General features: G+C 59.6%; 18 protein-coding genes. 8 read left to right on the top strand and 10 right to left on the bottom strand.

The genetic code is table 11. From position 1 onward, the window contains the following. Positions 1 to 282: 282 nt before the first annotated feature. The 4 genes from ACWHXD_RS25545 to ACWHXD_RS25530 form a co-directional block, all read right to left on the bottom strand. Positions 283 to 4398, bottom strand: coding sequence for a membrane-targeted effector domain-containing toxin (locus ACWHXD_RS25545; RefSeq protein ID WP_138762237.1), 4116 nt, complete (start codon positions 4396 to 4398; stop codon positions 283 to 285). A gap of 141 nt (positions 4399 to 4539) precedes the next feature. Further along, positions 4540 to 5361: a M23 family metallopeptidase gene (locus ACWHXD_RS25540; RefSeq protein WP_098950435.1), complete on the bottom strand. Its 822-nt coding sequence runs from the start codon at positions 5359 to 5361 to the stop codon at positions 4540 to 4542. 3 nt (positions 5362 to 5364) lie between these two features. Beyond that, on the bottom strand, positions 5365 to 6744 hold the full coding sequence (gene xseA / locus ACWHXD_RS25535) for an exodeoxyribonuclease VII large subunit (RefSeq protein ID WP_044268078.1): 1380 nt from the start codon (positions 6742 to 6744) through the stop codon (positions 5365 to 5367). Positions 6745 to 6754: 10 nt separating this feature from the next. Then, positions 6755 to 7645, bottom strand: coding sequence for a LysR family transcriptional regulator (locus tag ACWHXD_RS25530; protein WP_138762238.1), 891 nt, complete (start codon positions 7643 to 7645; stop codon positions 6755 to 6757). A gap of 101 nt (positions 7646 to 7746) precedes the next feature. On the opposite strand from ACWHXD_RS25530, the gene ACWHXD_RS25525 reads away from it, so the two are divergent. From ACWHXD_RS25525 to guaA, 4 genes are all read left to right on the top strand, one after another. Beyond that, positions 7747 to 8514 carry a sulfite exporter TauE/SafE family protein gene (locus ACWHXD_RS25525; RefSeq protein ID WP_138762239.1) on the top strand — a complete coding sequence of 256 codons (768 nt, stop codon included), beginning with the start codon at positions 7747 to 7749 and terminating at the stop codon, positions 8512 to 8514. Between the two features lie 155 nt (positions 8515 to 8669). Further along, positions 8670 to 9218, top strand: a complete 549-nt coding sequence (locus ACWHXD_RS25520) for a hypothetical protein (RefSeq protein WP_032895403.1) — start codon at positions 8670 to 8672, stop codon at positions 9216 to 9218. A gap of 218 nt (positions 9219 to 9436) precedes the next feature. Continuing rightward, positions 9437 to 10906 (top strand): IMP dehydrogenase, encoded by a 1470-nt coding sequence (gene guaB / locus ACWHXD_RS25515; protein WP_003193998.1) that lies wholly within the window; start codon positions 9437 to 9439, stop codon positions 10904 to 10906. 80 nt (positions 10907 to 10986) lie between these two features. Next, positions 10987 to 12564 carry a glutamine-hydrolyzing GMP synthase gene (guaA, locus tag ACWHXD_RS25510; protein ID WP_003193997.1) on the top strand — a complete coding sequence of 526 codons (1578 nt, stop codon included), beginning with the start codon at positions 10987 to 10989 and terminating at the stop codon, positions 12562 to 12564. A gap of 269 nt (positions 12565 to 12833) precedes the next feature. On the opposite strand, the gene ACWHXD_RS25505 is transcribed toward guaA, so the two are convergent. From ACWHXD_RS25505 to treR, 6 genes are all read right to left on the bottom strand, one after another. After that, positions 12834 to 13379, bottom strand: coding sequence for a hypothetical protein (locus tag ACWHXD_RS25505; protein ID WP_084571015.1), 546 nt, complete (start codon positions 13377 to 13379; stop codon positions 12834 to 12836). A 24-nt stretch (positions 13380 to 13403) separates the two neighbouring features. Further along, entirely contained in the window at positions 13404 to 13730 is a 327-nt protein-coding gene (locus ACWHXD_RS25500; protein WP_032895404.1) for a hypothetical protein, read from the bottom strand. Positions 13731 to 13754: 24 nt separating this feature from the next. Next, entirely contained in the window at positions 13755 to 14066 is a 312-nt protein-coding gene (locus ACWHXD_RS25495) for a hypothetical protein (protein WP_138762240.1), read from the bottom strand. A gap of 40 nt (positions 14067 to 14106) precedes the next feature. Then, the gene (locus tag ACWHXD_RS25490; protein ID WP_032895405.1) at positions 14107 to 14418 is read right to left on the bottom strand and encodes a hypothetical protein; all 312 of its coding nucleotides are present in this window, start codon (positions 14416 to 14418) and stop codon (positions 14107 to 14109) included. Between the two features lie 335 nt (positions 14419 to 14753). Beyond that, a complete protein-coding gene (locus tag ACWHXD_RS25485; protein WP_032895406.1) occupies positions 14754 to 15065 on the bottom strand; it encodes a hypothetical protein in 312 nt (103 codons plus the stop codon). A 129-nt stretch (positions 15066 to 15194) separates the two neighbouring features. Further along, positions 15195 to 15899 (bottom strand): trehalose operon repressor, encoded by a 705-nt coding sequence (gene treR, locus ACWHXD_RS25480; protein ID WP_032895407.1) that lies wholly within the window; start codon positions 15897 to 15899, stop codon positions 15195 to 15197. Positions 15900 to 16153: 254 nt separating this feature from the next. Here treR and treP point away from each other — a divergent pair, with 254 nt between their 5' ends. From treP to ptsP, 4 genes are all read left to right on the top strand, one after another. Then, on the top strand, positions 16154 to 17596 hold the full coding sequence (gene treP, locus ACWHXD_RS25475) for a PTS system trehalose-specific EIIBC component (protein WP_014719803.1): 1443 nt from the start codon (positions 16154 to 16156) through the stop codon (positions 17594 to 17596). Between the two features lie 122 nt (positions 17597 to 17718). Continuing rightward, positions 17719 to 19365 (top strand): alpha,alpha-phosphotrehalase, encoded by a 1647-nt coding sequence (treC, locus tag ACWHXD_RS25470; RefSeq protein WP_138762241.1) that lies wholly within the window; start codon positions 17719 to 17721, stop codon positions 19363 to 19365. Between the two features lie 166 nt (positions 19366 to 19531). Then, positions 19532 to 20752: a maltoporin gene (locus ACWHXD_RS25465; protein ID WP_138762242.1), complete on the top strand. Its 1221-nt coding sequence runs from the start codon at positions 19532 to 19534 to the stop codon at positions 20750 to 20752. Between the two features lie 49 nt (positions 20753 to 20801). Continuing rightward, positions 20802 to 23336, top strand: coding sequence for a phosphoenolpyruvate--protein phosphotransferase (ptsP, locus tag ACWHXD_RS25460; RefSeq protein WP_138762243.1), 2535 nt, complete (start codon positions 20802 to 20804; stop codon positions 23334 to 23336). Positions 23337 to 23338: the final 2 nt, after the last annotated feature.

The raw sequence follows: 23338 nt of genomic DNA, 5'->3' as shown, positions 1-23338 counted from the left end.
CGGTCAGGATTTGGTGTGCGTGTCGTGCTGCCAAGGCTTGGGTCAGAGAGTACATAGAGCGAGTCTCACAAGTTTCGGATTTCCATTGGTCAGGTCATGCTCATTACGCTCCGTGTAAGTTGTGGAATAGGTGGGTGGTGAATGTCGGATGGTTCCTGTCGCAACTGTAAGAGGTGTGCAACAGCTTGCTTCGAAGTCACCGCTTTTGAGGGGGCGGTGGTAAAGGCGGGCAGGTGTGTGGCGTGGCGCGCTGATTCAATCAGCGCGCCGTCGTCAGGTTGATCAAGACGTTTTGAGGTAGGGGTCGACGTTCTGGTGGACTTGGTAGTCCCCCACCGTTGCATCGGCGGCGAACTTTTCTTCAGGTGCCGGACGCGAGCCGGTGTTTCTGACGGCATTACTGCTGGCGCCCTGCGGTGCGTCATACACGCCTACGCTGACGGCCCCGGTTTGCTCAGCGATGCCGGGGACGCCCTGGGTGGTGTTCATGTGCCTTCTTCCCACTACGGCGATCCACTTTTCCCCAGGGGGGGTCTGCTGAATAATCTTGCTGGCAAAGTAATTGAACTCACGCAGCCGGTCAGTGGTGTGCGCCGCGTTACCTGCTTCACCTATGGGCGTTCGGGTTATGTGCATCGTCATATGTTCATGTTCGAGACCTACGATTTTAATACCATGTTGTTGCGCGGCAGCGAGCACGTCATCGCGTGTAGGCGTACCGCGTTTATACTTTTTCGCATCAGCGGGCGTCTGCCATACCCCACCCACCCCGCTGGCGCTATTCCAGTAGGCCCCCTCCAGGTACAGGGTCGTGACGCCTGAATCTGCGTAACCCTGCATGTTCTTTATCAGCATGACGTTGGTGGAAATCTGATCGTGCTTCTCTCCAAATACGATACCGTCCGAGACGCGCAGCAGTTCACGTGTCATTTCGCCGGGAGAGGCGTCAGGCGTCAGAGCCGGCATGTTCGGGCGAGGTATCGGTGCGACGGCATGATTGGCATAAGATTCAGTCATCCCTTCTCTGAACCAGCGTATCGCCATGCGCCTGTAGCATGGTTGGGTGCTTGAATCAGGTAGGCCTACGATCAGGTAATCGACGAAATTTATATTCCAGTGTTGTTGAATGTGATTTTTCCTATGCCGCCTGCCACCAGGCAGTTGATTGATGCGCCATTCGCCATTGCCCGCCGATTGCAGGGAGGCCACCGTCCTGCTGCTTCTGGACGCCGTCGCAGGGGCATTCGGATCAATGATATTGACTTGCCCGCTGCGGGCGTGGAATGCCGAGTCGATCTGGTAAACCCGGTTTTCTCCGGTACTGTCGGTAAAGCGCACGTACCAGTTGTCCCCCACGTTGTACGTGCCGTCGGGCCTTAACGGGCGACCGGTGATGACCTCATTCGGCACCGTGTAGGCGCTCAGGTCGCGGGTTGGCCGGGCGACCGGGGTGGCGACGGTGGTCAAGCCACTGCTGGTAGAGGCGGTGGCTGGCGGTGTGCTGGGCGGGGTTCCCGTCGAGGTGCCGGTCACTTGACGTGGCGCAGGCGCGCGTGCCGTTGTCGACTGTCTGAAGACAGGCCGTAGTGGCCCTGCACGCACACCCTTGATACCGGTTGTAGCCAGTAGGAAATCAATATAAAGCGTCTGCGCCAGGCCGGGATTTTTCATGAGCTTGGGCAACAGTTTTCTGTTGGCGCGCAAAGCGATTAAAGCGGCTTTGCTCAGATGAGTAGTGGTGCTTGCGACCTTGCCGGCACCTGGCAAAAAATCCAGGAATACCATTCCCACTTCGACGCCAAACGTGGCCTTATTGATGAACGATTGCTTGGCCACTTCTGCACTGCTGACGGATTGATGGTCTGCCTTGTCGACGATCATCTGAACGTTTTGCTGGTACAGGTGATCCTGGACATTGCCCCTTATTGGTTTGAGTGAAGAGCCACCGAGCATGACCTTTGTACTTTTGTCGGCTATGTCCAGGACTTTATCGGGCGCCAGGGCGGTGAATGGATTGTTGGGGATATCCCTGACGACCTCGTCGAATTCAGCTACATCATCTTTCTTGACCGGTGATTTTCTGTCCGCGATATAGGCTTTCCACGCGTCTTTTTTCAATAAGGCGTCCATTGCCTTCTGGTCCGCAACTTCGCGAAACGCGATGCCGTCGGGCGCCTTGGGCGTGTAGAGCACCAATGAAGAATCGACCTTGTTGCCAATCACCATCACTCCATGGACCGGCTGTCCGTAGTCGTACAGGGCATTGGCGATAATGTTCTGGCCATCGACTTTGGGGCGGTTGGCGGGGTCGGGGTGGTCCAGGATTGCCGTAACCCATTGCGCTGCGCGTTTGCTGTTCTTGTCTTCGGCGGCCTGCTCTGTATAGGCCGTAGGGTTGAGCTCTGCGAGAAAGGCGTCTTTCTCCATGGCATCGCTCAGGTTGGATTTCCACGCCTCCCGTAGAGGTGAAGGGGCATCAGGTGCCAGTTCTTTTTTAAGCAGCTTGTCGTATTGGCCGCCCACATCTGCAGCCTTGATCAAGGCTTTTAGCTGCTCATCATTGAGTATGATCGGCTTGCCACGGCTATCGCGAATCGGGTTGCCCTGGGTGTCAATCAACGGCAGGGTCAGTGTGATAGTGGTTTTTTTCTGAATACTTCTTGGAAGAAAACCGGTGGGGTTTTTCAGCGCCAGATCCGTCAGTGAAAGCTGTTTTTGTTCTGACGAGGTCGTTACGCGGTTACCCATTATTGACATGGCCACGTCCGCTAGGACGAAGTTGGTCGAATTGTCCCGGGTTGTGGTTTGGTCTATGTTCACCGTTAATTTATCGGCATCAATCTGCGCAGTGGGGTACAGCTTCCTGATAGCCTCGTTCATCCTGTTGCGAGCGAAGTCCGACAGGGACGGGATTTTTTCAAGCAGGGGCAGTAACGCGTCAGTGCTCTTTTTCTCCCACTGTTCCAGTTTCAGGAAGATGGCTTCTTGAGCCGGGGTCAGGTTTTTCAACCACTGCGGTTGTTGTTTTTCGATCAACTTGGCGTTGTAAGCCAACAGGGCATTGGTGCTGTCGAGCTGGTACGACCAGTCGGCGGCGTCATCTATGGCTTGGGCTGACGTCGGGTCTGTCAGTGGGTTGGCTGGTGTAGTGGCTGTCAGTGTCTGGATGAGCTGTTTATTGATTTCCTCTTGCTGGCGCTTGAGCATCCACGGAATGCCCTCTGCCAGTACCTCCGCAGCCACAGGCTCAACGCGCCATGTCAGGTCATCTCCCGAGGGCTGTTCTGTTCGGTTTTGCAGCGCCAACGGCAGCGTTTGCAACAACAGTTCGGCCTCTACTCCACCGTCATCAAGGCGCTTGGCCAATGCTTCGCGGGCTTGGGCGGGTGTGGCGAACTCCTCGAACCCTTTACTGGGGGTATACAGAACCACCGGGCCGTGGCTGTCGTCGAGCGCCAAGGACCGACCTTTAGGCCATGCGGGCTCAGTCGCGAAGGAGCCGTCGGTCTGGGTGATGAGGAAGGTCCCCGCCAGCAGTGCACCCCGTTCAGTACCGTCATCCACGGTGAGTGGGTACACCCCAGGGCGGGCACCGTCAGCAAAGGCATTTTCCCGCGCGGCCAAGGTGGGGTATTGCAGCGCCGTGTCGATCAGTTGTTTGCTCGCCGGGCTCAAGGTGCCATCGTTGGCGCGCGCTGCGGCCACGGTTGCCAGTTGCTGCTTGTACAAGGCCAACAGTTCGTTCTGTGGTGTGGTTCGCACGTGCGGGTTGTGCGGGCTTTGGCGAGGTGTGGTCCAGAACTTCTGTTGCGTGGTCGCGTATTGGACGATGCGCTGGGCAATCGTGTGCAGTGAGTGCGCAGGGGTAATCAGGGTGGGCGGCGCACCGGTGCTGCCTCGGGTGAAAAAATCCCCGTATAGGTTGTTGCCTTCGCCTGCTTTTTTCCCCGGGTTACGCAGCTGTTCCTGGATTTCTTTATGCAGTGCGTCGAGAAAGGGTTCTACCGACAGCGTTTTTATACTGCCATCGTTTTGCTTGCCCCAACGCTTGAAGGTGAGGTCTGCAACATTGAGGTGGGGCTGGTCAGGAAACAGTGTGGCCAGTTGTTGCTGCAGGAAAGTCTTGAAGTTCGGTTGCTCTTTGTAGAGCTGCTGTATCGCATGGGCGGCTTCATTGTGTTGCTCTATGAGACTGCTATTGCGTGGAGGTGTGACGGTGGCAGGTGGCGTACTTGGCGAATCGGGTACAGGCAAGTCGTCTGGTGCGTAGGTCGAAGACGCTACGACCGGGGCGGCCTGGCTTTTTTCTAGCTGGGGTGTCGGTGTTCCGGCAGGTTGGGGAAAGGGTTGATGCTGATCCAAAGGTTTTTGGACTGTAGAACTGGCTGGCGCAAGCATAGAAACAACCTCATCACTTAATGGAAATGGTGTCGTTACGGTCCTTGTAAGTCGCCAGGTAAGTGATGGGGTATGGTCGGTTGGTTCCGGTTGCAAATGTAAGGAAAGAGGTATGCCCGGTGTCAGGGCATTGGATAAAAATCAGGGCTGAAACGCACCGATGAATATCGCCGGGTCTACCCGGGCATCGTTGAGGCTGACGTTCCAGTGCATATGCGGCCCGGTCGCACGGCCTGTCGAGCCAACCTTGCCCACCACTGCGCCGCGTACCAGTTGCTGGCCCACCTTCACGTCGATTTTGGACATATGGCAGAACATGCTGATAAAGCCCTGGCCGTGGTCGACGAACACCGTGTTGCCGTTGAAGAAGTAATTGCCCACCAGGATCACCTTGCCGTTCGCAGGCGTCTTGATCGGCGTACCGGCCGGTACCGCGAAGTCCAGGCCCGAGTGCGGGTTGCGCTCTTCACCGTTGAAGAAGCGCCGCACGCCAAACTTGCTCGACAGCGGCCCGCTCACCGGTTTATCCAGCACCAGGTTGCTCGGCAGGTTCGGGCTGAAACTGCGGTAAGCCTTGATCTGCACGGCCAGCTCATTTTCGATGCGCTTGAGCTGGGCCGGGTCGGGGTTGACCTGGCTTTTGTTTTTCAAGGTGATGCGCTGTTCCGGGTACTTCTTGTAGCCGACGATAAACGGCAGGTTGCGCCCACCGCTGCTGATGCGCTCGTTACCGGGCTTGACCGTCAACGGGATGCCGACAATCGCCAGCCAGTTGTCCTGCTCCTTGACCACCAGCACCGGCTTGCCCTGGTAGGTGGCTTTCGGCGCTGTGGCCGAAGGGCCTAGTTCGACGACGGCCACGCCGCCAGGCACCGGTTTGTTCAGGGTTCGCGTGATGTAGCTGTCGGCGTGGGCGTTAAACGTGAGGCACAACAGCATCAACAGGCTCAGTAGGCGTGGCATCGATCAATCCAATAATGAAAGGGTGACGGGTGTCAGGTGGTTGTCTTCCACCCGCACTTGCAATTGGCCTTCACCCAGGCGCGCGGTGAGGCGCTGGCCGGTGTGGGTTTGTGCGGCGTTGCGAATCGCCTGGCCGCGCTCGTCCAACAGGATGCTGTAGCCACGGCCCAGGGTTGCCAGCGGGCTGACCACCTGCAACGTCTGCACCTGGCTCTGCAGTTGCAGGCGCCGCGCCTTGAGACCTTCGCGCATGGCGCGGGGCAGGCGTTCGGCGAGGCTGTCCAGGCGTTGGCGCAAGAGGGCCAGTTGACGGCCCGGGTGCTGGCCGGCGAGGCGGGTCTCCAGGCGGATCAAGCGCTCGCGACGGGTATTGAGGCTGCGCTCAAACGCACGGCGCAAGCGCATGTCCAGGTCATCCAGGCGCTGGGCCTGTTGGCGCAAGCGCTCACCAGGGTGACGCAAGCGGCGGGCCATGCCTTCCAGGCGCAGGCGGCTGTGGCTCAGGCGGTTGCGCATCAGCATCACCAGGCGCCGCTGCAGGTTCTCTACCTGGCGCACCAGGTGGCTGGCGTCCGGGGCGAGCAACTCAGCGGCGGCGGAGGGGGTAGGGGCGCGGACGTCCGCCACGAAGTCGCTGATGGACACATCGGTTTCATGGCCGACGGCACTGACGATAGGGGTAACGCAGGCATCGATTGCGCGGGCCACGGCTTCTTCGTTGAAACACCAGAGGTCTTCCAGGGAGCCGCCGCCACGGGCCAGGATCAGCGCGTCGAAACCGCGTGCGTCGGCGAGTTTCAGCGCCCGCACAATCTGCGCGATCGCTTCGCGGCCTTGCACAGCTGTGGGAATCAGGGTCAGTTCAATGTTCGGCGCACGCCGGCTGAACACGCTGATGATGTCGCGAATCACCGCACCGGTGGGCGAGCTGATAATGCCAATGCGCCGAGGATGCACCGGCAGCGCCACTTTGCGTTCGGCACTGAACAGGCCTTCGGCGCTGAGTTTTTCCTTCAAAGCATCAAAGGCCAGGCGCAGTGCACCATCCCCGGCCGGCTCCACGGTGTCGAGGATCAGTTGGTAATCGCCACGGCCCTCGAACAACGAGACCTTGCCACGCACCTTCACCGCCAGGCCGTCCTTCAACGCCTGGCGTACCCGCGCCGCGTTATTGCGAAACAGCGCGCAACGCACCTGGGCGCCACTGTCCTTGAGCGTGAAATACACATGGCCGGAAGCCGGGCGGGCGAGGTTGGAGATCTCGCCTTCCACCCAGATATTGGTGAATACGTCTTCCAGCAACACCCGCGCACGGCCGTTGAGCTGGCTGACAGTCAGGACTTCGCGGTCCAGGCCCAAACGGGCAAAAGGATCTTTAATCATGGGCGGCAGTTTATAGGCATTCGTGCAGGGTTTGACAGAATTGCTCCACCAACGCGTTCGGCGCTTGCGCGCAGGCCAGCGCTACGGTGCTGTGGCAGTCCGGGTCGGCCAAGGGCAAAAAATGCACATGGGGCGGGGCAATGTCCTGCATGGATTTTGGTAACAAGGCAATACCGAAACCGGCCTGGATCAATTGCAACTGCGTGGTCTTGCGCGACATCACCCGCGCCGCCTTGGGGAAAAAACCGGCGCGCATGCACAATTCGGCTGACAGATAACTCAGCCCGCCGCGCTGAGGGTGGGGGATCGAGATAAACGCTTGGTCCTTGAGTTGCGCCAACTCCACCGCTGCGTCGCCGCGTGCCAACGGGTGGCCCGTCGGCACCGCCAGCGCCAACGGCTCGGTGTACAAAGGCACCACGCGCACGCCTTCGCGCTGGCGCAACACCGGCAACCGCAGCAGGCCGACGTCCAGGCGCCCCTCGGCGATTTCTTCCAGTTGGGCTTCGGAGGAGAGCTTGACGATATCCATCGACACACCCGGACAGTGCTCCAGCCACATGCTGATGCCTTGCAGTAACGCGCCGCTCATCGGCACGGTGCTTGAATGGCTCAGGCGCAAGGTGCCGAGCTGGCCCTGGCCCACTTGCGTCGCCAGGTCGCTGGCCTTGAGCAACTCACTCAGCAGGTTGCGCGCTCGTGGGTAGAAGGCTTCGCCGGCGGCCGTCAGCCGTGGCTGGCGTGCAGTGCGTTCGAACAGCGGGGTTTGCAGGTGGGATTCCAGCGCCTTGATCTGCCGACTCAACGCCGATTGCGCCACGAACAGACGTTCGGCCGCGGCACTGAAGCTGCCGCTGTCGGCGATTTCGACGAAATAACGCAGTTGGCGAGTGGAGATCACAAGTCATGCCTTTTTGAGATGGGTGGCAAGCTTTGAAGATATTAGTCGCAACGCTCGTCGATGGCTAAAGTGAGTGGCATCTGAAATAGAAGGAATAAGTCATGAGCCCGGTTGAGCTGATGAGCCAGTGGTCGTTCGGCGGTGTTGATTGGTTGGTGATCGGCCTGGGCGTGACGGTGGCTTACATCGTGTTCGGCATTGCCGGATTCGGCACCGCGCTGGTGGCGGGGCCGATCCTGATTTTATTCATGCCGCTGTCGAAGATCATCCCGTTGCTGGTGCTTCTGGACTTTGTCGCGGCGTTTGGCGGCCTGTTGCAAACCCGGCGCGATGTGAACAAGCCGGAACTGTTGCGGTTGCTGCCCTGCATGGCCATCGGCTGCACCTTGGGGGTGGTGTTTTTGCTTAACCTGCATTCGGACCTGTTGCTGTTGTTGATGGGGCTGTTTATCAGCGCCTACGCGATTTACAGCCTGGCGGTGAAAGCACGGCCGACTCAGTTGGCGGCGGGGTGGTCGATTCCCATGGGCACTGTGGGTGGCCTGTTTGGTGCGCTATTTGGCAGTGGCGGCTTTTTATATGCGATCTATCTCAATAGCCGTTTGCCCAAGGACGCTGCGCGGGCTACGCAAAGCGCGCTGATCAGTTGCAGCACGGTTGTGCGTTTGAGTCTGTTCCTGATTGCCGGGGTGTATGCCGATTGGCCGTTATTGATATTGGCGGTTTGCCTGTTGCCAGCGATGGCCCTGGGGCTGTGGTGTGGGCGCAGGCTGACGATGCGGCTGTCCCGTGAGGCGTTCGTGCGGTTGGTGACCTGGCTGGTATTGGCCAGTGGTATTGCGTTGATCGGGCGGTATTTGAGTACTTGACCTCATTTTTTCAGGGATTAAGCTGCCAGCCTTCAGGGCCTCTTCGCGAGCAAGCCCGCTCCCACAGTTGACCGCATTTAATCCTGCAGGATCGCGGTCGAATGTGGGAGCGGGCTTGCTCGCGAAGGCGTCAGACGGCACACCGCAGGACTCCCATGAATTCCCAAAGCATCCTTGTCCCGAAAATCTCCACCTTACCCGTCCACGAACCCCGCGCCCGGGCAATCGTGCGCTGGCTGGTGCGCAAGAACATCATCAAGGAAGAGCTCACCACCTGCGGCCGCACCGGCAACCGCATGGGCTATGCCCTGGCCGATGGTGCCCGCGCCGTGGTGCTGCACCCCGAGGCGCTGCCATTCAACGAGCCGGTCAACGGTTTGGAGATCATCTACAAGCGGTGCATCTATACCCCGGCCAAGGGTTTTCTCGAAGAAGCCGGCTGCCCGGAGTGCCTCAAGGAAGTCGGCGAGGCGCTGTTTGAAAGCCTGGAAGACTGGATGCCCGGTCACACCGATAACTTCACTTGCCCGCTGTGTGGGCATGAAGACGACATCAACGGCTTTCTATTCCTGCAGGAATGCGGGTTTTCCAACCTGGGCTTCATCTTCAACAACTGGGCGGAGGCGGGCTTCAAGCAGAGCTTTATCGACGAGTTTGCCGACTGGTTGGACCAGAAGATTGCCTGGGTCAAAGTTGAGCTGTAGGAGCGAGCTTGCTCGCGAAAATCGTCAACGATAACGGGGTGAGTCTGATTTAACGCGGTGCCTTTGCCTCCTTCGCGAGCAAGCTCGCTCCTACAGAAAAAGCGGCGCGTTTTCTCCATCTATCAGTATTACCAAGTTTGTCAGAGTTTTACATTGAGCCCGGCAGGGTGCATGTATATAATGGCGCGCTTCCATTTTCCCGCTCGGGAGCCCCCGCGATGCTGCGTATCAGCCAAGAAGCTCTGACATTCGACGACATTCTCCTAGTGCCCGGTTATTCCGAGGTGCTTCCTAACGAAGTCAGTCTCAAGACCCGCCTAACCCGTGGCATCGAGCTGAATATTCCCCTGGTTTCTGCTGCCATGGACACCGTCACCGAAGCCCGTTTGGCAATCGCCATGGCTCAGGAAGGCGGCATCGGCATCATCCACAAGAACATGACCATCGAGCAGCAAGCTGCCGAAGTGCGCAAGGTCAAGCGTTACGAAGCCGGCGTGGTGAAAGATCCGATCACCATCGAAGCTGACGCCACCGTGCGTGACCTGTTCGAACTCACTCGCATGCACAACATCTCCGGCGTCCCGGTGCTGCACGATGGCGACCTGGTCGGCATCGTCACTTCCCGTGACGTGCGTTTCGAGAACCGCCTTGAAGTCACCGTCCGTGAAGTGATGACGCCTAAAGAGCGCCTCGTCACCGTCAAGGAAGGCGCCGACAAGAACGATGTGCGCGAACTGCTGCACAAGCACCGCATCGAGCGCGTGCTGATCGTCGACGACAAATTCGCCCTCAAAGGCATGATGACCGTCAACGACATCGAAAAAGCCAAGGCTTACCCGCTGGCCAGCAAGGATGACCAAGGTCGTCTGCGTGTTGGCGCTGCAGTCGGCACCGGTAAAGACACCGGTGATCGCGTCTCGGCGCTGGTCGCTGCTGGCGTTGACGTGGTGGTGGTCGACACCGCCCACGGCCACTCCAAAGGCGTGATCGACCGCGTGCGCTGGGTCAAGCAGAACTTCCCTGACGTGCAGGTGATCGGCGGCAACATTGCCACCGGCGCTGCCGCCAAGGCCCTGGCCGAAGCGGGCGCCGATGCAGTCAAGGTCGGTATCGGCCCAGGCTCCATCTGCACCACGCGCATCGTTGCCGGTGTGGGCGTGCCGCAGATCAGCGCCATCGCCAACGTTGCCGCTGCCCTTGAAGGCACAGGCGTACCGTTGATCGCCGACGGCGGCATCCGTTTCTCCGGTGACCTGTCCAAGGCCATCGTTGCCGGTGCCTCCTGCGTGATGATGGGCTCGATGTTTGCCGGTACTGAAGAGGCGCCGGGCGAGATCGAACTGTTCCAGGGCCGTTCGTACAAGGCTTACCGTGGCATGGGTTCGCTGGGCGCCATGTCCCAGGCGCAAGGCTCTTCCGACCGTTACTTCCAGGACTCTTCGGCAGGCGCCGAGAAGCTCGTACCGGAAGGCATCGAAGGCCGTGTGCCGTACAAAGGCACCCTGAGCGCGATCATCCACCAACTGATGGGCGGCCTGCGTTCCTCGATGGGCTACACCGGCAGCGCCAACATCGAAGAAATGCGCACCAAGCCAGAGTTCGTGCGGATCACCGGCGCCGGCATGGCTGAATCCCATGTTCACGATGTGCAGATCACCAAGGAAGCGCCAAACTACCGTGTAGGTTGAGCCTTCCAGCAAAATGTTAAGTAACCGGGGCTGTTCTTCAGCCCCGAGTTGTTTCTGATTCATTAGACGAGACTGACTTCATGGCCCTCGACATTCACGCCCACCGCATCCTGATCCTCGACTTCGGTTCCCAGTACACCCAGCTGATCGCCCGCCGCGTGCGTGAAATCGGCGTGTACTGCGAACTGCACCCGTTCGACATGGACGATGAAGCGATCCGCGAATTCGCACCTAAAGGCGTCATTCTCGCCGGTGGCCCCGAGTCCGTTCACGAAGCCAACAGCCCGCGCTGCCCGCAGGCGGTATTCGACCTGGGCGTGCCGGTGTTCGGCATCTGCTACGGCATGCAGACCATGGCCGAGCAACTGGGCGGCAAGGTTGAAGGTTCCGAGCTGCGTGAATTCGGTTATGCCCGTGTCGACGTGGTCGGCAAGAGCCGCCTGCTGGACGGTATCGAAGACCACATCGACGCCGACGGCCTGTTCGGCCTCGACGTGTGGATGAGCCACGGTGACAAGGTCACCAAGATGCCGGAAGACTTCCACATCCTGGCCAGCACCCCGAGCTGCCCGATCGCTGGCATGTTCAGCGACGAGCGTCGTTACTACGGCGTTCAGTTCCACCCGGAAGTGACCCACACCAAGCAAGGCGGGCGCATCCTGTCGCGTTTCATCCTCGACATCTGCGAGTGTGAAGCCCTGTGGACCCCGTCGAAAATCGCTGAAGACGCCATCGCCCAAGTGCGCGCCCAGGTCGGCACCGACAACGTGCTGCTCGGCCTGTCCGGCGGCGTTGACTCCTCGGTGGTGGCGGCCTTGCTGCACAAAGCCATCGGCGACCAGCTGACCTGCGTATTTGTCGACAACGGCCTGCTGCGCCTGCACGAAGGCGAGCAAGTGATGGCCATGTTCGCTGAGAACATGGGCGTCAAGGTGATCCGCGCCAACGCTGAGGACCAGTTCCTCAACAACCTGGCCGGCGAGTCCGACCCGGAGAAGAAGCGCAAGATTATCGGCCGCACCTTCATCGACGTATTCGATGCCGAGTCCACCAAACTGGACAACATCAAGTACCTCGCCCAGGGCACCATCTACCCCGACGTGATCGAGTCGGCCGGCGCCAAGAGCGGCAAGGCCCACGTGATCAAGTCCCACCACAACGTGGGCGGCCTGCCTGAGGAAATGAACCTCAAGCTGGTAGAACCGCTGCGCGAACTGTTCAAGGACGAAGTCCGCCGTCTGGGCCTGGAACTGGGCCTGCCGTACGACATGGTCTACCGCCACCCATTCCCAGGCCCGGGCCTGGGCGTGCGTATCCTGGGTGAAGTGAAGAAGGAATACGCCGACCTGCTGCGTCGCGCCGACCACATCTTCATCGAAGAACTGCGCAAGGCCGACTGGTACCACAAGGTGAGCCAGGCATTCGTGGTGTTCCAGCCGGTGAAATCGGTTGGCGTTGTCGGCGATGGCCGCCGTTACGCGTGGGTTGTTGCACTGCGTGCCGTAGAGACGATCGACTTCATGACAGCGCGTTGGGCACACCTGCCTTACGAACTGCTGGAGACGGTCAGCGGCCGGATTATCAATGAGATCGAAGGTATTTCCCGCGTGACTTATGACGTGTCGAGCAAGCCGCCGGCGACGATTGAGTGGGAGTAAAGCTGTATAGTAACTATTTGATTTTATTTTAAAAAATAAAATTGAATAGTTATGTTTGATACGTCATCAATGGCGTTTTTAATGGCGCCCATCGTACGTATTTGAGAGAGCTAGATCGATACCATGTCCCGGACAAGGAATGCCGGCATGGTATCGAAAACGCTTAGCAGCGCAGATGTCAGCAATAACTGTTTGCCCATCTCCCCTAGGGTGTTGGCGTGTGTTTTGAATAACGTCACGCGCAGCCTTCAACCCGCGCAGATTTCGGGCTAGAAGTTATCAATCGCGTTGCACATCGACACCTTCCCCGCTGGCTGCGGTTGGGTCATGGCCCACTGCTTGCCGCCCGCCTCCAATTCATCCAGCTGGAACGAACAGTCCGCCGACATGGTGGCCTGCACCATGTAGTCCACGCCGGGCCGAGGCACGAAGGTCATGGTCTTGGCACACTGCCGGGAATATTGCAGGCGCCCCAGATAATGGAACGCGATCGGCTTGTTCGCCGGCACCACCAGCTCCGACGAGACCGCACCGGCCCACGAAAAGATCGGTCCGGGAATGCCGAGGTTTTCGCCGTTATGGTCGGGGAAGCCGGGTTTCGCCGACGCCATTACCCCCGCGCCGGGCACGTTCCAGTCGAGGCAATCACGCCCCGGCACGGCGCGCACCAGGCCGTCGGTGAGCAGGCGGATACGCGCGGTCTCGCCACTCTGCGGGGGCTCGTAGCCGGTGGACAGCGAACGCACGTTCGCCACTTGGCCGCAGCCGCCGAGCGCTAGCAGCAGCACGGCGGGGATTACAGGCAACAGTCTCATCAGGCATTGACTCGTAGGGGGAAGTTAAGGCTGGCGGCAGTTCTGGTTGACCGACAGATGTGGCGCCGGCTCATAGCTCACGCGCTGCAAACCATCGGCGTCCTGGAACAGAAAGTATTTGACGCGACAGTCCTTGAACATCGCTGAGTAACCCTCCGCCCGGAAGCCTTGGCCATCGACCTGTTTGGTCACGGTATTGGTGCGGCTGACCACCGCGAGCACCTTCTGATAGCTGTCGCCCATGTTTACCCCAGGCTCGCCGGTGATCGCGGCCGAGGAGGCGCAACCGCCCAGCGCTGTTGCCGCCAGGGCCAATGCGGCGCCATACAGTCCGTTGCGTAGATTGTTCATTCCCTGTGTCCTTTTAGTAATGGGTTAACGGCGGCCGTCGCACACCGGCGATTCGCCAACGCGGCCTTGCTTGCACAGGTCCAGATCGTCCGTGCGGATAAAACCCGCATCCTTCATGCAGTAGAAGCGCGTCAGCACCACATCAATCGGCGACTTGTCGCCAACGCCATCAAGATTGGTATACCCGCAAGCCCGCATTGCGTCATCGACGCCCTGCTGGGAGACGCCCTTCTTTTTCCATTGGGTGTAGTCCCCTGGCGGCGGTTGAAAAGGGGTACAGCCCCCAACTGCTACCAGAAGGCTCAGGCCCAACCACTGATTTCGAGTCAGCAACATCACATGCTCCATGTCCATGAGCGCCCCGGACTGTGCCTGATTACCGGCGCCCGTCACACACCGCAGACTCACCAATACGACCGAGCTTGCACATGTCCAAGTTATCTTTGCGTTTGTAGCCCGCGTCTTTCATGCAATAGAAATTCATTAACCTCACATCGATTGGCGACCTGTCTCCTGCGCCATCAACATTGGTATATCCGCACGCACGCATCGCAGCAATGATCCCGGTCTGCGAGACGCCCTCCTTGTACCATTTTGTGTAATCCGGAGGCGGCGGTTGAAAGCCCCTTCCCGTGCAGCCAACCAGTAACACAGCGCAAAAACTCAGCAACAGGCTCCTAGTGGACATGGCGTTCTTCCTTATGGGTTGACTCGGATAAGTGTGAGACGCCGTAGGGTGAGTCGCTCTAGAAGGGTTTGCAAGCGGCCCCGGCATCCTCATAGCGGTTATGCACTGTTTGATTGCCGTCCAGCACGTTCAGTCATTCCCATAGGCGAGCGTGTTTCAGCTTATGAAGTATGTTTATGTTCGAGTGGGAATGATGGGGCGTCCGGCATTGTCCGGCACGATCTAGCATCAAATGCCCTGGAGCCCGCGTAATAGCGGGCTTTTGGCTTTTTGGGTCTGGCAAATTCTGGCAGCTTTGTGCATCGCCAAGCACCTTGTGTCTTTTTGCTGACGGATTACCGGCGGCCTTCGCAAACGGGTGATTCGCCGATGCGGCCTTCCTTGCAAAGGTCAATGTTATCTGTGCGCTTGAAACCTGCGTCTTTCATGCAATAAAACCGCGTGAGCACCTGGTCAATCGGGGTTTTGTCGCCCGTCCCTATCAGGTTGGTATAGCCGCATGTGGTCATGGCGTGTTTGACGCCCTCTTCAGACACCCCGATCTTCTTCCAATTGGTAAATTCCGGCGACGGTGGTTGAAAGCCTCTGCCGGTGCAGCCGATCAATAGCAACGCGTACATACTCGACACCAAGCTCTTCCTGAACATCGTATTCTCTCCCTTGGTTTGACTCGGATAATGTGTACGACGTCTGCGCAACAGTTAATGCAGTCACTACGAAGAAGGTTTTTCGTGAAGGGTATTTTTCGTGGTGTCAGTTGGTTTCACGGCTTACGCTTACCGCCGCGCCACATCCGAAAAGTAAAACTTATCCAACGTATGCCGCGACTCGGTGTACTCGAACTGCCTTCCATCCTGCAAAAACGTCTGGTTGCTCACCACAATCACATGGCTTTGCCCATCCAAATCCAGATGCGCCTGGTCGTCCTTGCTGCGCGGCAAGGCTTCGATGGTGCGTTGCGCGTAGCTGATCTGCAACTGCAGCGTTTGCTCGATAAACGCGTAGATCGACTGCTCGGCGATGTCGCGGTCCAGGCCGGGAATCAGGTCGCTGATGAAGTGGTTGATGTCCAGGATCACCCGTTTGCCACCGATGCGGCGTACCCGTTTGATGCGCGTGATCAGGGTGCCGGGCTCGGCCTCGATGTGTTGCAGCAGTGAGCCTTCCAACGGGATCTGGGTGAACTCGACCACCTCGGTGCGTACGTCATCACCCAGGTCGGCGTGGGTCTCGTGGAAGCTGACGATGCCGCCCAGTTGGAACTCAATCGGGTTGGGCGACAACACAAAGGTGCCCTTGCCGTGGATTTTTTGTGCAAAGCCACGTTCCTGCAACTGTTCGATGGCGCGCCGCACGGTGCCACGGCTGGCCTGGTAGGCGTCCATCAGTTCGGTTTCGGAGGGAAGGCGCGTACCGCGCTGCAGGCGTTCGGTGGTGATGCTGGCAAGCAGATCCGTATAGATCTGGTTGTATTTGCTCATGGGATGGCTCTTGCCCGGCGTTATGAAGGTGGACTGCGCGTTCAAGGCAGGAACCATAGTGGCAGAGGTGGGGTTTGTCCATTGGACAGCGGTGCGAGCTGGGGAAAAATCTGACAGAAAGCTCGCAGGCATAAACAAAAGTGTAACTCGTACAGACGAGTTGTTGATTTAACTCGTACAGACGAGTACTTTTCCCTTCTCGGCGTGCTGCCAACGACTGCCACCCATAAAAACAATCACAGTGGAAAACGAGCATGAGCCACGACTATTCAACGATTGCCCGCGAGATTCTCGACAACCTCGGGGGCCGCGAAAACCTTGAGCAAGCCGCCCATTGCGTGACCCGCCTGCGCCTGGCACTCAAGGACCCCAGCCTGGTCAACAGCAGTGCGCTGAACCAGGTCGACCTGGTCAAAGGGTCGTTCTTTACCGGTGGCCTGTTCCAGGTAGTGATCGGCCCCGGCGAAGTGGAAAAGGTCTACGCCGCCCTGCGCGAACTGACCGGCCTGGCCGCCTCCACCATCGCCGACGTGAAGAAAGCCGGCGGCGACAAGACCAACCCCATGCAGCGCCTGGTGCGGGTGTTCTCCGATGTGTTCATGCCGATCCTGCCAGCGTTGATCATCGCCGGCCTGTTGATGGGCGTGAACAACCTGATGGGCGCCAAGGGCATGTTCATCGAAGGCAAGACGCTGCTGGAGGCCTACCCGAACCTGGATGGCCTGTGGAGCCTGATCAACCTGATGGCCAACACCTCCTTCGTGTTCCTGCCGGCGCTGGTGGGCTGGTCGGCGGCCAAGCGGTTCGGCGGCAGTGAAATCCTCGGCATCGTGCTGGGCCTGATGCTGGTGCACCCCGACCTGCTCAACGCCTGGAACTACGGCAAGGCGGTCGCCGGCCTCGACGGCCAGAGCCTGCCGTACTTCGATATCTTCGGCTGGTTCCAGATCGAGAAGGTGGGTTACCAGGGGCAGATCCTGCCGATCCTGATGGCCGCCTTTGTCATGAGCGTGATCGAAAAATGGCTGCGGGCGCGGGTGCCGAATGCCATTCAACTGCTGGTCGTGCCGATCACCACCATCGTCGTCACCGGCGTGCTGGCCTTGGCGATCATCGGCCCGGTGACCCGTCACCTTGGCATTCTGATTACCGAGGGTTTGGTGACGCTGTTCGAGATCGCCCCGATGATCGGCGGCGCGATTTTCGGCCTGCTCTACGCGCCGCTTGTGATCACCGGCATGCACCACATGTTCCTGGCCGTCGATCTGCAGCTTATCTCTACCCAGGGCGGCACTTTTATCTGGCCGATGATCGTCATGTCCAACCTGGCCCAGGGCAGCGCCGCCCTCGGAGTGTTCTACATGACCCGCAACGCGCGGGACAAAAGCATGGCCTCGACCTCGGCGATTTCCGCTTACTTCGGCATCACGGAGCCGGCGATGTTCGGGGTGAACCTACGCTTCAAGTTTCCGTTCTATGCCGCGCTGCTGGGCTCGGCGCTGGGCAGCATTTTCCTGTCGTTGAACAAGGTGCAGGCCTCGGCCATCGGCGTCGGCGGGTTGCCCGGGTTTATCTCGATCGTGCCGAGCGCCATTCCGATGTTCGTGATTGGCATGGTCGTGGCGATGGTCGTGCCTTTTGCGCTGACGTGCATGTTGAGCATGAAGATCGTTCGGCCTGGTTACCGGGTCGCCTGAAGATCGCTATCGCAGGCAAGCCAGCTCCCACAGTGATTTGTGAACACATTCAAGTGTGGGAGCTGGCTTGCCTGCGATGAGGCCAGAAGGGCCAGCACCCAACTCTACTGAAGGAACCCACCATGCAAACCTGGCAACACTCGGTGATCTACCAGATCTACCCCAAAAGCTTCCACAGCCACGCGGGTAACGCCACCGGTGACCTGTTGGGCATCGTGGACAAACTCGACTACCTCAAGTGGCTGGGCGTGGATTGCCTGTGGGTTACGCCGTTCCTGCGCTCGCCCCAGCGCGACAACGGCTACGACATCAGCGACTACTACGCCATCGACCCCAGCTACGGCACCATGGCCGATTGCGAGCTGCTAATCAGCGAAGCCGCCAAGCGTGGCATCAAGCTGATGCTCGACATCGTGGTCAACCACACCTCCATCGAACACGAATGGTTCCAGCAGGCGCGCAGCAGCCTCGACAACCCCTACCGCGACTTCTACATCTGGCGCGACCAGCCGAACAACTGGGAGTCCAAGTTCGGCGGCTCGGCCTGGGAATACGAAGCGCAGACCGGCCAGTACTACCTGCACCTGTTCGACCACACCCAGGCCGACCTCAACTGGGACAACCCCCAGGTGCGCGCCGAAGTGTTCAAGATGATGCGCTTCTGGCGCGACAAAGGCGTGGGTGGGTTCCGCCTGGATGTGATCAACCTGATCTCCAAGCCCGCCGATTTCCCCGAGGACAACAGCGATGGCCGCCGCTTCTACACCGACGGCCCGAACGTGCATGAATACCTGCAGCAAATGCACCGCGAAGTCTTTGAAGGCCATGACCTGATCAACGTGGGCGAGATGTCATCTACTCGCCTGGAGCACTGCATTCGCTACTCGAATCCAGCGTCTAAAGAACTGTCGATGACGTTTAACTTCCATCACCTGAAAGTCGATTACCCCAACCTGCAAAAGTGGGTGAAGGCCGACTTCGACTTCCTGCAACTCAAGCAGATTTTGTCCGACTGGCAGATGGGCATGCAGGCCGGTGGCGGCTGGAATGCGTTGTTCTGGTGCAACCACGACCAGCCGCGGGTGGTTTCGCGTTTTGGTGACGACGGCGAATACCGCGTGGTCTCGGCCAAGATGCTCGCCACGGCGCTGCACTTTCTGCAGGGCACGCCGTATGTGTATCAGGGCGAAGAGCTGGGCATGACCAACCCCGGCTTTGACAGCATCTCGCAATACCGTGATGTGGAAACCCTGAACATCTTCCGGCTCAAGCGCGATGCGGGCGAGTCCGAAGCCTCGAGCATGGCGGCGATCATACAGAAGTCCCGCGACAACGGGCGCACGCCCATGCAGTGGAGCACTGAAGCGAATGCGGGGTTCAGTCGCGGTGAACCCTGGATCGGCATCCCCGCCAATGCCGCGCAGATCAACGTCGAAAGCCAGATGGATGACCCCGATTCAGTGCTGCATCACTACCGCAGGCTGATCGACTTGCGCCGTCGCGAACCACTGATACAGCAAGGTGTTTACCGCCCGTTGCTGCAAGACCATCTCCAGGTCTGGGCGTACCTGCGTGAAGGCCATGGCGAGCGCCTGTTGGTAGTCAACAACTTCTATGGATCACCGTGCGAGATCCAACTGCCCGAAGGCGTGATCAACGCCGCGAACGAGCAACGCCTGCTGATCAGCAACTACCCCGATTGCCCACCGCGCACGAGCACGCTGGTGCTACGCCCTTATGAATCCTTCGTGCTGCACCTGACGGGTTGAAACACCCCCTGTAGGAGCGAGCTCGCTCGCGAAGATCGCCAACGAAAACGCGCCCCTCCAGGTGTTGCGTGGAGGCTGCAAGTTCTTCGCGAGCAAGCTCGCTCCTACAGGGGATCGAGTCACGCAAGACCGTAAGAAAAAACAATAAAAATAAAAGGAGCGCTTCATGAAAACAACAATCAAGCTGGGCCTTATGGCGACATGCCTCACGGTGCCTTTCGGCGCCCAAGCCCTGGAGTTTGCCGGGTATTTGCGCAGCGGTGTGGGCACGTCAACCGGAAGTGGCAAGCAGCAATGTTTCCAACTGCCAGGTGCACAAACCAAATACCGCCTGGGTAACGAATGCGAGCAGTACGCCGAGCTGGAACTGCGTCAGGATTTGCTGACCCTCGACGACGGTTCGGTGCTCAGCGTCGATGCCATGGCTTCCCTCTACAACAAGTACGACCGCGCCCTGAAGTTCCAGGGTGAAAACAACGGCTCGGCGCGCATGCCGCAGATATATGCGCAGTGGTCCAACCTGCCCAGCCTCAATGGCGGTTCGCTGTGGGCCGGGCGGCGTTACTACAAGCGTAACGATATCCATATCTCCGACTTCTACTACTGGAACCAGAGCGCCACCGGTGGCGGGATCGAGGACGTGCTGATCGGCGGCTTGAAATACAGCTATGCGCTGTCGCGCAAGGACAACCTGTACCAGAAGGAATACGCCACCCGTCACGACTTCAACGTCGCAGGTTTCAAGACCAACCCCGGTGGCGAGCTGGAACTGGGCTTGAGCTACATCGCCAAGGCCGGTGGGCGTGACACTAACAGCGGCTGGGCGCTGACGGCGCAGCATGTGCAAGCGGCCTTCCTGGGCGGCAAGAACAAGTTTGCCCTGCAGTACGGCGAAGGCCCCGGCACCGGCCTGGGTTACACCGGCAATACCGCGCTGGACAAGAGCAGCAAAAGTTACCGCGCGGTGGAGTTCTTTGATTGGCAAGTGACTCCGCGTTTTGGTGGGCAAGTCGAGGCGGTGTACCAGAAAGATGTGCGCCCAGGGCGTCAGGACCAGAACTGGATGTCCCTCGGCGTGCGCCCGGCGTATGCGCTCAGCGAGCAATTCAAACTGGTCGCTGAGCTGGGGCACGATCAGGTCGAGGCCACAGGCGGTACGCGCAAATTGAGCAAATTTACCTTCGCCCCGACCTGGTCGCCCAAAGGCCCTGAATTCTGGGCGCGGCCGGAAGTGCGGTTGTATTACACCTATGCGTCCTGGAACAAAGCGGCCAAGCGTGCGGCCAATGAGCTGGCGGCGGGCTCGGCGTTGTCCGACACCGGCGCCTATGGCACGGCGCGGCATGGGTCGAACGTCGGTGTGCAGGTCGAATATTGGTGGAAGTAATCCGGTAGTCCCCAATGATTTTTAAAGAACAACACAAACAGGTGAAGTCATGACCACATCTCAACCCCTGGAACTGCTGGCACCCTTGTCCGGGGTTTTGCTGGCGCTGGATCAGGTGCCCGACCCGGTATTTTCCGGCCGCGTGATTGGCGATGGCCTGTGCATCGACCCCACCTCGCAAACCCTCTGCGCGCCGTTGACCGGGGTGATCAGCAACATTCAGGACAGCGGCCATGCGGTCAGTGTCACCGCCGATAATGGTGTGCAGGTGCTGCTGCATATTGGCCTGGATACCGTGAACCTGGCGGGCCAGGGCTTCACCCGGCTGGTCGAGGAGGGCCAGCGGGTGGAGGCCGGGCAGCCGCTGATCGAGTTCGATGCCGACTATGTCGCGCTCAATGCGCGCAGCCTGCTGACCTTGATGCTCATTGTGAGCGGCGAGCCGTTTGTGCCGTTGGTGGCCGGTCAGGCGCTGGTCGAGTCCGGCCAGCCACTGTTGCAGGTCTCACCGGGGCCGATGAAAGCTGAGGTGGACGAGGAGGAGGGCAATGCGTTGTTTTCCAAGCCAGTGACCCTGCCTAATGCCAGCGGCTTGCACGCCCGCCCTGCGGCGGTGTTTGCCCAGGCGGCAAAGGGGTTCAGTTCCAGCATTTTCCTGCACAAGCAAACCTTGAGCGCGAATGCCAAGTCGCTTGTAGCGATCATGGCGTTGCAGACCTCCCAGGGCGACAGCGTGCAAGTGAGCGCGGCGGGGGAAGATGCCGAGGCGGCGATTCAGGCGCTGGTGGCGTTGTTGCTCGAGGGCTGTGGCGAGACGCTGCCGGTAGCGGTCGAGACGATCAACAAACCCGCTGCGCCTGCTTCTTCGGCGTCCGTGTTGCGAGGCATCTGTGCCTCGCCTGGCTCGGCGTTCGGCCAGGTGGTCCAAGTGGCTGAACCGGCGCTTGAGATTCCCGAAGCCGGTGCCGGAGAAACCTTCGAACGTACCGCATTGGCGCGTGGCCTGCGGGCGGCAAACGAGGCGTTGCAAGCGTTGCAGGCCAAGGCGGCCGGCAGCGCCCAGGCCGAGATCTTCCGCGCCCATCAGGAACTGCTTGAAGACCCGACCCTGCTTGAACAAGCCCATAGCCTGCTGGCCGAAGGCAAGAGCGCGGCCTTTGCCTGGAACACGGCCACAGTGGCGACCGCCAGACTCTTCGAAGGCTTGGGTAAAACGCTGCTGGCTGAGCGTGCGGCGGACTTGGCCGACGTCGGCCAGCGCGTACTCAAATTGATCCTGGGCGTTCCAGAGCGGTCCATGGAACTGCCGGAGTGCGCCATCCTGGTCGCTGAACAACTGACACCCTCACAAACCGCCGGCCTGGATACCAGCAAAGTGCTGGGCTTTGTCACGGTCGCCGGGGGCGCTACCAGTCATGTGGCCATCCTCGCCCGGGCCCTCGGCTTGCCATCCCTTTGCGGTGTACCCAGTCAAGTACTGGCCTTGGCCAACGGCAAGCGGGTACTGCTCAATGCCGACAAAGGTGAGCTGCAGCTGGAGCCGAACCTGGCCGAAATCGAACAACTGCAGGCGGTGCGCCAACAGCAAAAGCTGCGGCTGCAGCGTGAAGTGGCACAGGCCTCACAGGCAGCGGTCACCCGCGACGGTCACCACGTCGAGGTCACGGCCAACGTCGCCTCGTTGCATGAAGTGGAGCAGTCCCTGACCCTGGGCGGTGAAGGCGTGGGCCTGCTGCGTTCGGAGTTTCTCTATCTGGAACGCAACCGTGCGCCGAGCGCAGAGGAGCAGGCCGATACCTACAGCGCCATCGCCCGCGCCCTCGGCACTGAGCGCAATCTGGTGGTACGTACCCTGGATGTGGGCGGCGATAAACCCTTGGCCTATGTGCCGATGGACAGCGAGACCAACCCGTTCCTAGGCCTGCGCGGCATCCGCCTGTGCCTGGAACGCCCCGAACTGTTGCGTGAACAGCTGCGTGCGATTCTTGCCAGCGCCGGCTTGGCGCGGCTGCATATCATGTTGCCGATGGTCAGCCTGCTGTCGGAACTGCACCTGGCGCGCAAGATGCTCGAAGAGGAAGCTCAGGCGCTTGGCCTGAGCGAACTGCCCAAGCTGGGCATCATGATCGAAGTGCCGAGCGCGGCGCTGATGGCGGATGTGTTTGCGTCCCATGTGGATTTCTTCTCCATCGGCACCAACGACCTCACCCAGTACACCCTGGCCATGGACCGCGACCACCCACGGCTGGCCAGCCAGGCCGACAGTTTTCACCCGGCCGTCCTGCGCCTGATCGACATTACCGTCAAGGCGGCCCATGCCCACGGCAAGTGGGTCGGCGTGTGTGGTGCGTTGGCGTCCGAAACCATGGCGGTGCCGGTGTTGATCGGCCTGGGCGTGGATGAGCTGTCGGTCAGTGTGCCGCTGATCCCCACCATCAAGGCCACCGTGCGCGAGCTGGACCTGCACGACTGCCAGATCATCGCCCGCCAGGTATTGGGCCTTGAAGAAGCCGACCAAGTGCGCGAGGCCCTGCGCCTGTACCACGCGGCCACCGTTGAAACCTCACCTGTCGTGGAGCACTGAGC

The sequence above is a fragment of the Pseudomonas fjordensis genome (genome assembly GCF_976987115.1).
The sequence above is the reverse complement of the archived record's forward strand: the minus strand, read 5'-3'. Positions and strand labels throughout refer to the sequence as shown.

Coding starts and splice junctions, on each gene's coding strand:
- ACWHXD_RS25495 (WP_138762240.1), bottom strand. CDS start 14,066: ATGTTGCTGACTCGAAATCAGTGGTTGGGCCTGAGCCTTCTGGTAGCA.
- treC (WP_138762241.1), top strand. CDS start 17,719: ATGCAAACCTGGCAACACTCGGTGATCTACCAGATCTACCCCAAAAGC.
- treR (WP_032895407.1), bottom strand. CDS start 15,899: ATGAGCAAATACAACCAGATCTATACGGATCTGCTTGCCAGCATCACC.
- treP (WP_014719803.1), top strand. CDS start 16,154: ATGAGCCACGACTATTCAACGATTGCCCGCGAGATTCTCGACAACCTC.
- ACWHXD_RS25465 (WP_138762242.1), top strand. CDS start 19,532: ATGAAAACAACAATCAAGCTGGGCCTTATGGCGACATGCCTCACGGTG.
- ACWHXD_RS25545 (WP_138762237.1), bottom strand. CDS start 4,398: ATGCTTGCGCCAGCCAGTTCTACAGTCCAAAAACCTTTGGATCAGCAT.
- ACWHXD_RS25540 (WP_098950435.1), bottom strand. CDS start 5,361: ATGCCACGCCTACTGAGCCTGTTGATGCTGTTGTGCCTCACGTTTAAC.
- ACWHXD_RS25525 (WP_138762239.1), top strand. CDS start 7,747: ATGAGCCCGGTTGAGCTGATGAGCCAGTGGTCGTTCGGCGGTGTTGAT.
- ACWHXD_RS25500 (WP_032895404.1), bottom strand. CDS start 13,730: ATGAACAATCTACGCAACGGACTGTATGGCGCCGCATTGGCCCTGGCG.
- ptsP (WP_138762243.1), top strand. CDS start 20,802: ATGACCACATCTCAACCCCTGGAACTGCTGGCACCCTTGTCCGGGGTT.
- guaB (WP_003193998.1), top strand. CDS start 9,437: ATGCTGCGTATCAGCCAAGAAGCTCTGACATTCGACGACATTCTCCTA.
- ACWHXD_RS25520 (WP_032895403.1), top strand. CDS start 8,670: ATGAATTCCCAAAGCATCCTTGTCCCGAAAATCTCCACCTTACCCGTC.
- ACWHXD_RS25505 (WP_084571015.1), bottom strand. CDS start 13,379: ATGAGACTGTTGCCTGTAATCCCCGCCGTGCTGCTGCTAGCGCTCGGC.
- guaA (WP_003193997.1), top strand. CDS start 10,987: ATGGCCCTCGACATTCACGCCCACCGCATCCTGATCCTCGACTTCGGT.
- xseA (WP_044268078.1), bottom strand. CDS start 6,744: ATGATTAAAGATCCTTTTGCCCGTTTGGGCCTGGACCGCGAAGTCCTG.
- ACWHXD_RS25485 (WP_032895406.1), bottom strand. CDS start 15,065: ATGTTCAGGAAGAGCTTGGTGTCGAGTATGTACGCGTTGCTATTGATC.
- ACWHXD_RS25490 (WP_032895405.1), bottom strand. CDS start 14,418: ATGTCCACTAGGAGCCTGTTGCTGAGTTTTTGCGCTGTGTTACTGGTT.